Annotated in this window: 12 protein-coding genes and 1 pseudogene; 4 read left to right on the forward strand and 9 right to left on the reverse strand. The window is 37.4% G+C overall.

Going from position 1 to position 13,828, the window contains the following annotated elements; translation table 11 throughout:
• Window positions 1-4 precede the first annotated feature (4 nt).
• From BLP58_RS02860 to BLP58_RS02870, 3 genes are all read right to left on the reverse strand, one after another.
• Window positions 5-1,207, reverse strand: a complete 1,203-nt coding sequence (locus BLP58_RS02860) for an AI-2E family transporter (protein ID WP_013854475.1) — start codon at window positions 1,205-1,207, stop codon at window positions 5-7.
• Between the two features lie 19 nt (window positions 1,208-1,226).
• Complete coding sequence (locus tag BLP58_RS02865) at window positions 1,227-1,607, reverse strand: PTS glucitol/sorbitol transporter subunit IIA (protein ID WP_013854476.1); 381 nt, start codon at window positions 1,605-1,607, stop codon at window positions 1,227-1,229.
• Window positions 1,608-1,678: 71 nt separating this feature from the next.
• Window positions 1,679-4,435, reverse strand: a complete 2,757-nt coding sequence (locus BLP58_RS02870; protein ID WP_025084098.1) for a cation-translocating P-type ATPase — start codon at window positions 4,433-4,435, stop codon at window positions 1,679-1,681.
• A gap of 170 nt (window positions 4,436-4,605) precedes the next feature.
• Here BLP58_RS02870 and BLP58_RS02875 point away from each other — a divergent pair, with 170 nt between their 5' ends.
• Complete coding sequence (locus BLP58_RS02875; RefSeq protein ID WP_025084097.1) at window positions 4,606-5,634, forward strand: lactonase family protein; 1,029 nt, start codon at window positions 4,606-4,608, stop codon at window positions 5,632-5,634.
• A gap of 108 nt (window positions 5,635-5,742) precedes the next feature.
• The gene (locus BLP58_RS02880; RefSeq protein WP_025084096.1) at window positions 5,743-6,435 is read left to right on the forward strand and encodes a TVP38/TMEM64 family protein; all 693 of its coding nucleotides are present in this window, start codon (window positions 5,743-5,745) and stop codon (window positions 6,433-6,435) included.
• A gap of 37 nt (window positions 6,436-6,472) precedes the next feature.
• On the opposite strand, the gene BLP58_RS02885 is transcribed toward BLP58_RS02880, so the two are convergent.
• From BLP58_RS02885 to yjbM, 4 genes and pseudogenes are all read right to left on the reverse strand, one after another.
• Window positions 6,473-8,248, reverse strand: coding sequence for an oleate hydratase (locus tag BLP58_RS02885; RefSeq protein ID WP_013854480.1), 1,776 nt, complete (start codon window positions 8,246-8,248; stop codon window positions 6,473-6,475).
• 116 nt (window positions 8,249-8,364) lie between these two features.
• A pseudogene (locus BLP58_RS02890) lies at window positions 8,365-9,277 on the reverse strand (RluA family pseudouridine synthase).
• The gene (locus BLP58_RS02895; RefSeq protein WP_013854481.1) at window positions 9,270-10,073 is read right to left on the reverse strand and encodes an NAD kinase; all 804 of its coding nucleotides are present in this window, start codon (window positions 10,071-10,073) and stop codon (window positions 9,270-9,272) included. The pseudogene BLP58_RS02890 and the gene BLP58_RS02895 overlap by 8 nt, the downstream one beginning before the upstream one ends.
• Window positions 10,070-10,705 (reverse strand): GTP diphosphokinase, encoded by a 636-nt coding sequence (gene yjbM, locus BLP58_RS02900; protein ID WP_013854482.1) that lies wholly within the window; start codon window positions 10,703-10,705, stop codon window positions 10,070-10,072. Before yjbM ends, BLP58_RS02895 begins: the two co-directional genes overlap by 4 nt.
• A gap of 75 nt (window positions 10,706-10,780) precedes the next feature.
• Between yjbM and BLP58_RS02905 the strand changes: the two genes are divergently transcribed.
• Window positions 10,781-11,389 (forward strand): CYTH domain-containing protein, encoded by a 609-nt coding sequence (locus BLP58_RS02905; protein WP_013854483.1) that lies wholly within the window; start codon window positions 10,781-10,783, stop codon window positions 11,387-11,389.
• 86 nt (window positions 11,390-11,475) lie between these two features.
• Window positions 11,476-12,093: a DsbA family protein gene (locus BLP58_RS02910; protein WP_013854484.1), complete on the forward strand. Its 618-nt coding sequence runs from the start codon at window positions 11,476-11,478 to the stop codon at window positions 12,091-12,093.
• Here the strand turns inward: BLP58_RS02910 and BLP58_RS02915 are convergent.
• Entirely contained in the window at window positions 12,061-12,951 is an 891-nt protein-coding gene (locus BLP58_RS02915) for a competence protein CoiA family protein (RefSeq protein ID WP_013854485.1), read from the reverse strand. The genes BLP58_RS02910 and BLP58_RS02915 overlap by 33 nt on opposite strands.
• Window positions 12,952-13,026: 75 nt before the next feature.
• Window positions 13,027-13,782 (reverse strand): adaptor protein MecA, encoded by a 756-nt coding sequence (locus tag BLP58_RS02920; RefSeq protein WP_025084095.1) that lies wholly within the window; start codon window positions 13,780-13,782, stop codon window positions 13,027-13,029.
• Window positions 13,783-13,828 lie beyond the last annotated feature (46 nt).

A 13,828-nucleotide genomic window follows, 5' to 3' on the forward strand; every position in this document is an offset into this window, starting at 1 on the left:
AAAACTATTTAGTATTATTTGTTTTTACTTGATCTGCATCCCCCGTGGTCGAAGAAGCAGCCTCTGTTTCTTTAAAAACGTCAGATTCTCTTCGATAATAATTGTACACGCGAGATACGATAATCTTCAAGACTGCATAAATCGGAATTCCGAAAATTACGCCCCAAAGTCCCCAAACAGCACTAGCACCAATTAAAAGCAAGATAGTCGTCACGGGATGCATCTCCATCTTATTGCCCATGACCAATGGACTGAGAAGTCGACTCTCGATTCCCTGCTCAATTACAAAGACAACCAATACTTTAATCAGCATTGGCACTGACGTCATAATCGCAATTACCAGGACTGGAATCAAAGCTAGTGGCGTACCAAAATATGGGATTAAATTCATAAAGGCAGCCAAGATTGCCAAGGCAAGCCCATATGGCAAACCAATCACGGTATAACCGATAACAAACATCACGCCAACCCAGAAGGCAACCGTAATCTGCCCACGAATATATGAGGCCAATGCACGGTTGATATCATAAAGAAGCTGACTAAAACTTGCTTGCCAGTCTTCAGGTACAAACTTGGTAATATATGGTCTTAATTGATGACCATCCTTGAGCATGAAGAACAAAATAAATGGTGCCGTCAAAAGCGTCATTACTATCATCGTAATCACGCTGACAGCTGATGAGATATTACCGATCGTAGCCGCAAACGTACTCTGTCCAGATTTGAACAAAGTCTTCTGAGTATTATCAATCATGTGCTGCAAGCTGCCCTTGACTTCGTGCAATCGCGGATCCTGTAATGCATTCTGTGTAACATTGACCGCATCATTCCAGATATGTGGCCAATTTTTGATCAACGCATTAATCTGATTCTGCACTATAGGCACCAAAATATTGATAATCCAAATTAAAGCTACCAAGATCAGCAAGAACAAAACCAAGATAGTCGCTACTCTTGGAATCTTGAACTTCTTTTCACACCAATCTACTACTGGATTCATCACATAGTATTGAATAACCGCCAATAAAAGTGGTGGCAAAATTGCACTGAAGAAAACCCAGGCTGGATTCAATACGAATGAAACCTTATTAAAGACCCAAATGATCAAGAAGAACAACAAGATGTTCAGCAAAACGATGCTAAAACGATTATCTAGAAACCATCTTTGAAAGATCGTTTCTGCTTTACGTTTTCGTTTATGTTTCATCTTTTTATGGTCCTAGTCTTTAAATATGTTCATAAACAATGTCGTCATCGACTTTAAAGTTTGGCAATATCCCTGCTGCATCTGGTTCAAAATAGACAGCATTTGCTAAAGGCGTCTTAGGAACCTTACAGTTAAAGAACAAAGTTGCGTGACCTAATGCCTTCATGTTGCTTTCTACCATTGGACCAACATAGCTTGCCACATAGGTTTGACCGTCAACAGTAACAGTATCGCCTTTTTTAAAGACAAAACCACTAACTGGCGTTTCATTACCAAACTTTTGGATCACAGAAACATCTTCTAAATCCTTGTTGGCACCTTCACCAAATAAAATTACCATACCGTCTTTATTATCAACGGCTTTTTTACCAATTGCTTTAATAGTTGAAATCCATTTCATAATTTATATCTCCTTAAAAATAATTTTAGCATAAGGAAAGCCGCTTAAAAACTTTAAACAGCTCAAATTCTCTAATTATTTTTCTTGTGATACATCAGCCATTTTCTAGCTTCTTCCAAAAGCACTAATGGGATTGGCAATAAGAACAAAAACAGCCAATCTGAAGCAGCTAAAGTTGTAGTATTGAAGACCTGCTGGATCCCTGGTGTAATCGTCAAGATAAAGAATAAGCAAATTTCAAAAATAATGCCATACCAAATATTTTTATTGCTGAATAAGCCTTTCTTAAAGACTGAGGTTTTATTAGTACGGCAATTCAAGACATTCGCAATCTGCGTAAAGACAATTGCGCCTAAAACCATGGTAGTAGCTCTCATATAAACGGGACCACTAGCGGCTAAAACAGTTTGAGGCCACCCATTTTGATAATTGACAAAGAAGTAGGCAGCAGTAGAAATCAGACTTGAAATTAGACCATACCAGCAAATTGCTTTAATCATTACATGTTTGTTTAATAAGTGCTCTGATCTCTTCCGCGGTGGCTCCTTCATTGTATCTGGATCTGCTGCCTCAGCACCTAAGCCTAAAGCCGGCAACATATCAGTACCTAAGTCAACAGTCAAAATCTGCATAATGGTCATTGGCAAAGGAATAAGCCCAGCTGAAAACAGGAACAATACTGATGGAATAGCTTCAGGAACATTCGAAGTCAAAATATAAGTTAAGAACTTGCGAATATTGCTATAAACCGCACGCCCTTCTTCAATAGCAGCCACAATAGAAGCAAAGTTATCGTCCGTTAAAATCATATTGGCTGCATCTTTAGCAACATCAGTACCAGTCATCCCCATGGCAATACCAATATCGGCCTGCTTTAAAGCTGGGGCATCATTTACGCCATCACCAGTTGAAGCCACGATTTCTCCATTTGCCTGACAATTCTTTACAATACGGTATTTTTGTTCAGGAGCAACCCGGGCAAAAATAACTTCGCCTTGCAAAACTTGACGAAGCTCTTCATCGCTCATTTGATTAAGCTCCGTACCTGAAATAACTCGTGCCTTGTCTGAGGTAATCCCAATTTTTACCGCTACCGACTTAGCAGTTAATTTAGAATCTCCGGTAACCATAATGATTCTGATTTTTGCTTGATGACAACGTTTAACAGCATCATAAATCTCTGGCCGTGGCGGATCGCTCATTGTAGCCAAACCCACAAAGATTAAGTGTTGCTCAGCGTGAGCAATATCAATTTTATTGATATCGGTATCTTGATCAATAATTCTGTAAGCTAAAGCCATGCTCCTCAAGCCGCGAGAAGCATAATCTGCATTAGCTTTTTTAGTACGAATTAAATCGGCCTGTGTCATTTTTCTCACTTGGCCATTAACTTGGATGCGATCACACTGTTTAATTGTGTCGCTATAAGCACCCTTAGTAAAAATAATATCCTGAGTGTCATTCCAGCGATGAATAGTGGACATCCTCTTACGTTCAGAATCAAATGGCAATTCTCGCAAACTGGGATATTTAACCAACACTTTTTGCTTATCAAATCCTGCTTTTTGCGCCATTACAATCAAAGAAGCTTCAGTCGGCGTGCCTAAAATCTTAGGTTTGCCACCATTCTTATTTGGCTCTACAGTTGTGTCGTTATCCAAGGCTGCAATTTGCACCAATTTATGCAAATCTGGATTTTCTTCATACCACAATTGTTGCTTGTTAAATTCAACTTTACCGTTATTGACATAACCATTACCAGTAACTTGATATTCACCAGCTGGAGTCCAAAGATAATGGATCGTCATTTGATTCTGCGTTAATGTGCCCGTTTTATCGGAACAAATCACCGTAGTCTCACCCAAAGTTTCAACTGAATTAAGCTCTTTAACCAAAGCATGTTTTTTAGCCATTCGTTTGACTCCTTGGGCCAAACTTAAGGTAACGGTAGGCAACAGCCCTTCTGGAATAAAAGCAACGATCATCCCTAATGCAAAAATAAAGGCCTTTGCTAAAGGATATTTAACAAAGAAAATTGCCGCAATAAAGAAAATAACTCCAATTGTAATCGCAATAATCGAAATTTGCTTGGTTAAGCGATTAAGCTCAGCTGTCAAAGGACTAGAAGTCTTCTCTTGCTTTTGCGTTAAACTGGCAATTCGACCGAATTCCGTGTTCATTCCTGTCGCAAATGCAATCGCCCTGGCATTGCCAGCACCAACAGTCGTGCCGGAATAAACCAAGTTACTCTCTGCATATTCGCCTTCACCAGGATCATACTTAGTGGTCTTAGACTCGGGAACAGACTCTCCATTTAATGCACTCTGATCTACCTGCATAGAACTAGCAGAAAGAATTCGTGCATCAGCTGGAATCGAATTACCTGCCTGAAGGACAAAAACATCTCCGGGCACCAAATTTTTACTATCAACCTGCTTTTTCTTACCACTACGAATTACCTCAACATAAGTTGGTAACATTTTATTCAACGCGTCAGTTGCACGCTTAGCGGCTTTTTCCTGCCAGAAGCTAAACAAGCCATTAATAATATTTACTAGCCAAATAGCAATTCCTAGTTCAATAGTTCCTGATACAATCGCAATTAGACCAGAAATCCAAAGCAAAATCGCCATCATGCTGGTGAAGTTTTTAAAAAATGTACGCCATTCTGATTCAGTTGCTGCTTTTTTAATGGTATTTAAGCCATATTTCTTTAAACGTTTAGCAGCTTCCTCATCAGACAACCCATTTTTAGAAGAATGCAAATTGTTAAAAACATCCATTAAACTAGCTTTAGCATAAAGTTCACGAACCTTTTTTTCATCCAACTATGTACGCCTTCTTAGTTTTTACTACGAACTTTATTCATTTTTCCTTATGGAATAACCGTAACACTTTTCTGAAGAAACAAGTCATAATCCGCTTTGGTGCTTCACATGGTATACTTAATTTCAGTAATGGCTAAGATATTTTCTAAAAAAGAAAGGCAATTAAATAAATGAAAGTATTAATCGGTGGTTATACCAAAAAAACTTCTAAAGGTATTTATGAATTACCTTTTACCGGTGAAAATAATGATGCTCGACTAAGCAAAGCTGAGAATATTATCAGTGTGGGCGGGCCTACATACTTCCAAAAAGATGGAGATTTAGTTTTCGCGATTAATAACGCGGGAGACGAAGGCGGGATTAGTGCCTTTAAATTAAGCACACAAGGTGCAAGTGAAGTTGACCATTACTTGACTCCTGGTGCTTCACCTGCTTATGTAGGAATCAATCGTGAACAAAAACTGCTTTACACGGCAAACTATCACACCGCTGTTTTATCAGTTTTCAGCTACAACAATGATGGCAAGTTAGACTTGATCACAACTACTACACATAAGGCTGAGATTCTTGGTCCTCGTCCAGAACAAACAGATGGCCCTCATCCTCATTTCTTCGATCAAACTCCAGCTGGCAACTTGGTCAGCTGCGATTTAGGCAACGATACAGTTGATTTTTATCATCTTGAAAAAGGAAAATTAAAACATTTGGCTCAATACAAAAACGAGGCTGGCTTTGGCAGTCGTCACATTGTCTTCTCAAAAGATGGTAATTACTTCTACGTTGTCGGCGAATTATCCAGCAAAATTAATGTAGTTAAGTTTAATGAAGATAACTGGAATTTTGAAAATATCGCCACAGTTAAGACTATTCCTGAAGACTTCACTGCTCATAACGGTGCCGCAGCTCTCTATATCAGTAAAGACGGCAAATATGTTTATAATTCCAATCGCGGTCATAATTCAATCACTGTCTTTAAAGTTAACGATGACCATACTTTGAGCTTAGTTCAACGGGTTTCAACCTTTGGTGATTTCCCTCGAGATTTCAATTGGGATGCTAACCAAAAATATGTCGTAGCTGCTAACCAAAACACTGATAATGCTACGCTTTACCTAAGAAACGCTGGAACAGGAACCCTAACTCCAATCCAAAAAGAAATTGCAGTTCCAGAAGGTACTCGCGTTTTATTTACTAAATAGCTTCACTCTTCATTAATTAAGTCATGGCAATAGCTGTCATGACTTTTTTCTTATCATTTTTTAAAGTAAAATAAGTAATAGATACTTTGAAATTAAGAAGGTGACAAAGTGAAACCAAAAATCATTCGCATTATCTTATTTATTCTAGGAGGACTGCTTGGATTACTATTACTTTATAAATTGTACTTAAGCTATCTCCCCGAATTAAAACTATTAGTTCATTTTGACCACCATAATGAAGAGTTGCTAATTAAAATGGTCCGTAGTCATGGAATTGAAGATCTAGCCTTTTTATTCATTTTAAATGCTATCTGCGTGGCAATTCCTGGTTTATCAAACGGAATTTTCTGCGTCTTAAATGGAATTTTATATGGCCCAGCTTTCGGCTTTATTGTTAACTGGATCAGTGATATTTTAGGGCAAATCGTTCTGATGGAGCTCTTGCGCAAGCTTTATGATATTAAACATATGACCCATAGCAAGATTTATAAATTACTGACCTCACAAAAATATCCAATGATTGCTTTAACAATCGGCTATATGATTCCGTTTATTCCGAGCGCAACCGTCAGTTACGTCAATGGCATGATTAATAAAAATAATCGTAAAAAACAGCTGCTTCCAATCGTGATTGGCGTAGCTCCCGTTGCTTATATTTATGCATACGGTGGCGACTCGATCCTCCACCTTGATAGCAGCAGGATCATTAAAGCGGTAATTGTTTTTATTGTACTGGCATTAATAGCCGGCGCTATTCTCTTAGTAATGAAAGTTTTAAAAGAACATGCAAAAAAAGCTTGAGTTTTAGCTCAAGCCTTTTTCATTTTGTCTTTTTTATCTAAATTAAATTGGCTTCTTTAAGCAATTCTTCTACCCAAGTCTTCTTAATCTTCTTCATACCAGTTTTAACTGCCCATTTTTCAGGCAATGGCATATCTTGATCTTCGATCTTCTTTTTATCTGACATGTAGTACATCGCACGCAGAAGCTGACGAATATCATAGATTGAATCAAAGACTTCTGGAACGCCACGGTCAACATTAAGCAATGTGTAAACTGCTTCCATCGCAGTTCTAACTGAATATTCAGTAGTAAAGACCGTATCTCTAGTTGGCGATTCAGCGAAGTTCCCAATAAAGGCAATGTTAATTGATCCTTCTGGTACAACTGCAGGGCGATCGCCATCACGACGCGGCATGAAGTAACTAGTAATATATGGCATGTAAACCGGAACAGTATTCATATTCTCTTTACTAGCCATTTCACTAATTTGACTGTCTGGCACACCTAAGTGATATAGCAATTCTTCCGCAATTTCCTTACCAGTACAATCGACGATTCTCTTCTTAATGTAGTTACCTTCAGTATCTGAATACAAAGCATAAATCCAAACTACAATTTGATCTGGATTTTGGCTCTTGAAGTGTGGCTGACGATGAATAGTAAAGCTAAGTTCCCAATTAGAGTCAACAATTGTGATAATCCCACCAGTATTAACTTTGCCATCATAGAGACTACGCTTAGTCAACCGTTCAAAGTATGGGGCTAATTTTCTATTTTCTAAAGTAGCAGTTGCAGATACAAACCAGCTCCGCTCTGGCAAGTTTTCACAGAAGACATCTGGATGACCAAAGGCCGGATCCTGCTTAGCCAAGTTTTCCCATAATTTCCAGGAGCTGCCCTTGGCATGAGTAATTGGAGCTGGCGTATTTTGATCACCATAAGTTGAACTTTCAGTGATTGAACCATTAGTAATAAAGACAATATCATTTGGCGTTAAAGGAATTTCAGCTTCCTTGCCCTTTTGAGTCATGATAATTTTCTTGGCAATCTTTTGACTACCATCATGATCTACTTCTACATTCTTAACATGACAATCATATTCAAATTGAACGCCGTGATCCTTCAAGTAAGCCAATAATGGCTTAACCATTGATTCATATTGGTTATACTTGTTAAACTTCAAAGCAGTAAAATCTGGCAGGCCATCAATATGGTGAATGAAACGCATGCAGTAGCGCCGCATTTCAGCTACTGAATGCCACTTTTCAAAAGCAAACATAGTTGACCAATAAGACCAGAAGTTAGTCTTGAAGAAGTCATCACTGAAGAATTCCTCAATAGTTTCACCCTCAAGTTCTTTTTCCGGAGTCATGATCAATTTCACAATTTCTTTAGTGCATTTGCCTAAACCATATTGACCATCGCTTGGCAGACGATCACCGCGCTTATATATTAACCGGCAATTTGATGAGTTAGGATCTTTTTTATCGAGCCAATAATATTCATCCAGATAGGATGCACCTGGAATTTCCAAACTTGGAATTGAGCGATACATATCCCACAAACATTCAAAGTGGTTTTCCATTTCACGACCGCCACGCACTACAAAGCCTGCGTTAGGACGGTTGGCACCATCAAGTGAACCACCTGCGACTGGTAATTCTTCTAAAACATGAATATTTTTGCCCTTCATTTGAGCATCACGAACTAAGAATACAGCAGCAGAAAGTCCTGCCAATCCGCTACCAATAATATAAGCGGACTTATGATCTACACCTGCAGGCTTCTGAGCATCTGCAAGGGCTTCATAATTACCATTGGAATAATACATAAAAGTGTCCTCTTTTCTGTATAGGTATAATTTTATCTTACACTTTCAATTCTAAAGAAAACGGTTTCCTTATGCAAGTCCTTAGTAGATTTCGCTAATAATTTTAGAATTCTTTATTAATTAGCTAATTTACGCCATAATTCTTGCATATCAAGAGGATCACTGACCTCGACAGTTTGTAGCTGATCATGATTAAAAGAATCTGGAAAATTTAGATAAAAGCAGTTTAAAACTTGCCGTTTAAAGCCATCTTTAATCCCGTATAATGGATCACCATACAAGGGATGACCTAAATAAGCCATGTGCACGCGTATCTGGTGCGTTCTCCCAGTAAGTAAGCGGAGCTGGATTAGACTAGCACCCGGAACTTGCTTAAGAACTTGATACTGTGTTTGTGCTTTTTTACCATCGGCAACTACTGCCCGCTTCACCCCACTACCCTTTTTACCAATTGGTTGATTAATCAAACCAGTCAATTCAGTTTCAGTAAAATTACCATGGACAATGGCATGATATTTTTTGATAAATTTTTCTTTGCCGAGCTTGCTAAAACGAGCATGGGCAACCGCATTTTTACCTACTAAAACTAAGCCAGAAGTATCTCGGTCAAGCCGCGTAATAACATGTGGCTTCAAATTGACATTGTGGCTTCAAATTGACATTTTTTCGTGCGAAATAGCCCATAACCCGGTTAACCACCGCATCATTATCTTCATACCTAGAGGGAATAGACAAAACACCAGCAGTCTTATTAACAATCAAATAATTTTTAGTTTCTAAAACAATTTTGATCGGATTGGTAGACGGCTTTAAGAAATCATTTTTCTTTTCTTCTCCAGTAACGAAAATTACTTCATCCCCAGCTTTTAGCTGAAAACTAAGATACCGTCTCTTGTGATTCACCAAGATCATGCCATGGTGATAACGAGCCTTAATCAAGGCCTGATGTGAAAAACCGTTTTTTAACAAAAAAGAGCCCAATTTTTTTGGGTCTCTTTCATGCACAATTAGTTTGAATAAACTAGTCATTTTCTTTATTTTCTCCAATAAATGCATCTTCTACACGTGACCAAAAATGATGGTGTCCAAAACGATCAAATTGAATCGAATGCCTAGAAATACGATATTCAATTTTCTTGGCATTACGGACATCTATTCTTGCTCCATCTACCGTCATCACGAAATGATCTGCATTAGGAATAATTGTAATCCATTGATCTGGTGCAATCACAATTGGCGCAGATAATGTCCTAAATACACGATTGTTAATCGAGGCAATTTCTGTCATCTGTAAAGCCTTTAAACGGGGATGAATCACTGCCCCACCTAAGGACTTGCTATAAGCCGTAGATCCCGTAGGTGTAGATACACATAGGCCATCCCCACGAAAATTTTCAAATAATTCATCGTTAATGTACACATCAGCTTCTAGAGTATGCGAAACCCGCTTCACTGCCGATTCATTAACGGCTAGATGATATTGCGTCTCACCCGACTCTGTCAGCATCTTAATTTCAAGCAAGGGGTATTTGGCTGGCTCTCCTTTAGTCATAAAAAGTGCATCTACCATCTTATCAATGTCATAATTACGCCAATCCGTATAAAAACCCAGGTGTCCCGTATGAACCCCAATGAAGCGCACTGAGTCTACCTGATTTTCATAACGGTGAAAGGCATTAATTAATGTGCCATCCCCACCTACGGTAATTACCACATCAGGATATTTAGCATCATACACAACACCTTTTTTATCTAATAACTCCTTTAAACGAGCCACTGTTTTTAGCGTCTGGTCGTAGTTATTATGCGCGATCGTTACTTTCATAACTTTTCCTTGCCCTTATTCTTGGTAAAAATCTTCTGAGCTTCTTGAACCTCATCTTTAATCGACGACATTTCTTCATCCAAGCGATAAGCAGCTTCAGCTGTAGACTTCAAACGTTCAGAAATATCATCTGGATAGACACCTTGATATTTATAATTTAAGGTATGTTCTACAGTAGCCCAGAAATTCATTGCTAAGGTTCTAATTTGAATCTCTGCAATTAATTTTTTAGGGCCCTCAGGCAGATAAACAGTATAATTAATCACCATGTGATATGAACGATATCCGGATGGTTTGGCATTTTTGATATAATCACGCTCTTCAACTACTTCCATGTCATCACGAGCGTGAATTAAATCTACCACCTTATAGATATCATCGACAAATTGCGTTACGATTCGAATACCAGCGATGTCCTGCATATCCGTTTCAATTACGTCTGGATTAATCACCCGACGCTGCATCTTTTCTTTAATAGAATCTACTGTTTTAACCCTACCAATTACAAACTCAATCGGTGAATGTTCTCCCTTAGTTAAAAAGCCTTGTCTAAGAGAACGAAATTTAACCTTTAATTCACGAACAGCTTCGTTATAAGGCCACAAGAAATTATCCCAATCTATTTCTTTCATGAGAAAACATTCCTTTCTTAAGCAAACAAACTCATTTTACCATATAATTAATGTAGATAGTTTGGAGGAAAAATTATGAGTAAAAATCGCGAAATTGAAGCCAAAACACTATTAACTAAAAATATTTATGAAAAAATCACCCATTCATTCCCAGTAAAACAAGATTTTGTCCAAGAGAATTATTATTTTGACACTCCTAATAGTCTGTTAAAAAAGCACCAAATTAGTCTAAGAATTAGAATTTACGCTGACCATGCCGAACAAACAATGAAAGTTCCAGATCCTAATCCCGTGCAAAAAAATTTTCATGAAGTAATTGAAATCAATGACAACCTAACTCATGCCGAAGCTAAAAAATTAGTTGCACAAAAGCATTTTACTTTTCAAGGCAATATCGGTCATTATCTGAATGAGCATTTTAAACAAGAGCAAAAAGATCTAGCTCTTTTTACCTGGAGTAAAACACGTCGCATCCTCATGAATGGACCTAAAAATGCCGAGTTAACTTTAGACGCGACATCATATCCAGATGGCTACCAAGACTTTGAACTCGAAATCGAAAATACTAACCCTAAATTAATTGGTCAAGTTCAGCAAGTGCTAGAATATGATTATGATTTTAGTCAAACCAGTACTAATACTAATCAAAGCAAGATCGCTCGTGCAAACGCTCACAGAAAATAACATATAGAAAATAAAGCATATTTTTTGTCACTGTTTTTGTTTCTTGCTAAAGTAACAATTAGTAAAATATCAAAGAGGTCGAGAGTATGTTTGAAATTTTTCTATTCATCAATCCAATAGGAATCTATTGCTATGACACAGAAAGACAAATCCGTAAAACCGTTGATGAATTAGGGGTAGATGTTTGTTATCATTACATCCCAATCGCTAATGTTTGTCTAGTTAATGACGATGCCATCCGTCGTCGTCAAGATGCCCAAAAATTGCCTGATATCAGTACTTTTTCTAAAGCTACTTATGAAGCACTAGAGAACTATCATGCAATCAAGCTAACTTATGGTAATAAAAAGGCACGCAGATATTTATATGAATTGCAAAAACGGTTAAGTCAAGACGCTTCTGCTTATAAGCCTGAATTGTTACAAGAGATTGCAACTGAACTAGATATTAAGAATTCACCCATTGAAACGATTAAGCAGAGCGATTATCTACATACTTCAATTAAAGAAGACCAAAAACTGGCTAATCAATGGAGAATTCAAGCTACGCCTACAACTATTATTTTTGACGAAAATAATGATCAAAACGGCGTCTTACTTGAAGGGCCAGTTAACCAAACTGACTTGATTCATCTATTTTTACCTAACTCATCTAATTGGTTCTCCAATTTTTTACCACAACAAAATCATTTGCGCCTGATCTAAATCAAGGCGTTTTTTTCGCAAAAATTTAGTTACTGAATCTTCTTCACCAGGATCTCGCCAAACTTGAAACAAACTATCCGGTAAATCCGTAACAGTCATTTTTCTCTCATACAACATTTGGCCGATTCGCAAGCCTAATTTACTCTTCTGCCTTATTTGTTTAATTAAGTATTCTCTTTGACTAGCTTTTTGTAAGACATACTTTCTCTTCAACGGCCTAAAATTCCAGAACGTTCTTAGATCAACCTCGTCTAATGCAAAATACTTGGTTTGATAGACTAACTTCTTAGTAAGTGGCTCCTGTAAAACATTATATTTTAAACAGAAATAATTTCTCTTAGGATTTACTTCCAAATAATAGTTACCCCATTTTTTATTTTTTCTAAAAAAGATTAATTGAGTATGCTTTAAGTTTCTTTTTAAATAATGTCGTTGACCTACAATCCAAATATCCATTACGCCAATTGTTTTATATAGGTTATGACGATGATTAAATTCGGCAGTACTTAATGGTGCACATTGTACCTCAAAAGCTAATTTTTTAGATGCCAACACATCCGCCCGCAATTGTCCATCTGCTAATGGTATCTCTACCTGAGCATTGAACCCAGCAGCTGTCAGCGCTGATTTGAGGAGCATCTTAGACAGATGATGTTCTTCTTTTTCTCCTAAGGCACTGCCATAACTAGATATATGCTTAAAGAAAGCAGCTTTCTGCTCTGAAACAATTAAAATTACCTTTTTATTGCAATGAGGACAACGATAATTATCCCAGTTTAACTTTTTTTGTCCTTTATTTACCAAATATGCTTCACTAACCGCAAGTACAATTTTCTTATTTAACATGGCTGCATACATTTTTATCACCCATGTTTTATTACGCAAAAAAGAGCCGTTTTTTCACACCGACTCTTTTTCTTTAAAAAATCTTAATTATTTATTTGATACTAAAAAATAGTGACGAATATTACCTAAAGCATCTTGTCGCAACAAGCATTTGCCAGTTTCCTTAACAGTATTCATTTCTTCATCATTAATCTTAATACCATACTCATTAGCAATTGCCCAGGCATCTGCCGGTTTGAGTTCAGCATAATTTTCATCAAGAAAAGCTAAGTCCAAGTAATATTGCCCACGCAAATAGTATAAGCTTGAAGCCAAATCGCTAACTCGCAAACTATCAGCTAACTCGATTACATTGCCTAATTCATTAAAACTGTAAGCATGCTTTTTCTGAAATTTCCAATATTCATTATTAACGCTGCTATCTTGATTAGTATTAGCTTCCTGCTGCTTTTGCACTGCAGGATCAAGTTCGGTATTTAAATCATCATCTGGATCAAGATCGAACAAACTCCTTCTTGCATCAGATTGCGTCTGCTTTTGATTAGTGGTATCTTCATCGTCAAACCCGCTGTTCATCATCTTTCGTAAAGTATTTGCTTCATCCGGATGAACCTTAGTAATCATTAGATCAAGGCCAACATTATTAGGCATTACTTGAAAAGTAACTGGTACACCCTGGCCAAAAGTATGATCCGTATCAACTTCAGATAAGATTGAGTAAAAGAATTTCTGGATCTTTTCTTTGTCACCCAACAAATCTAAAACCTTTAAACCGCGATGGGCTAACTCATCTTTATTAATTCTAACCCTGATCGTATTTTCATTAATATGATCCACTTGCACAGGAATTTCACCTCCATGATTAATATAAATCTATTGTAGCGTACTT

The sequence above is a fragment of the Lactobacillus kefiranofaciens genome (genome assembly GCF_900103655.1).
GTDB classification, from domain to species: Bacteria; Bacillota; Bacilli; order Lactobacillales; family Lactobacillaceae; genus Lactobacillus; species Lactobacillus kefiranofaciens.

Coding starts and splice junctions, on each gene's coding strand:
- BLP58_RS02860 (WP_013854475.1), bottom strand. CDS start 1,207: ATGAAACATAAACGAAAACGTAAAGCAGAAACGATCTTTCAAAGATGG.
- BLP58_RS02865 (WP_013854476.1), bottom strand. CDS start 1,607: ATGAAATGGATTTCAACTATTAAAGCAATTGGTAAAAAAGCCGTTGAT.
- BLP58_RS02875 (WP_025084097.1), top strand. CDS start 4,606: ATGAAAGTATTAATCGGTGGTTATACCAAAAAAACTTCTAAAGGTATT.
- BLP58_RS02885 (WP_013854480.1), bottom strand. CDS start 8,248: ATGTATTATTCCAATGGTAATTATGAAGCCCTTGCAGATGCTCAGAAG.
- BLP58_RS02895 (WP_013854481.1), bottom strand. CDS start 10,073: ATGAAAGTAACGATCGCGCATAATAACTACGACCAGACGCTAAAAACA.
- yjbM (WP_013854482.1), bottom strand. CDS start 10,705: ATGAAAGAAATAGATTGGGATAATTTCTTGTGGCCTTATAACGAAGCT.
- BLP58_RS02905 (WP_013854483.1), top strand. CDS start 10,781: ATGAGTAAAAATCGCGAAATTGAAGCCAAAACACTATTAACTAAAAAT.
- BLP58_RS02910 (WP_013854484.1), top strand. CDS start 11,476: ATGTTTGAAATTTTTCTATTCATCAATCCAATAGGAATCTATTGCTAT.
- BLP58_RS02915 (WP_013854485.1), bottom strand. CDS start 12,951: ATGTATGCAGCCATGTTAAATAAGAAAATTGTACTTGCGGTTAGTGAA.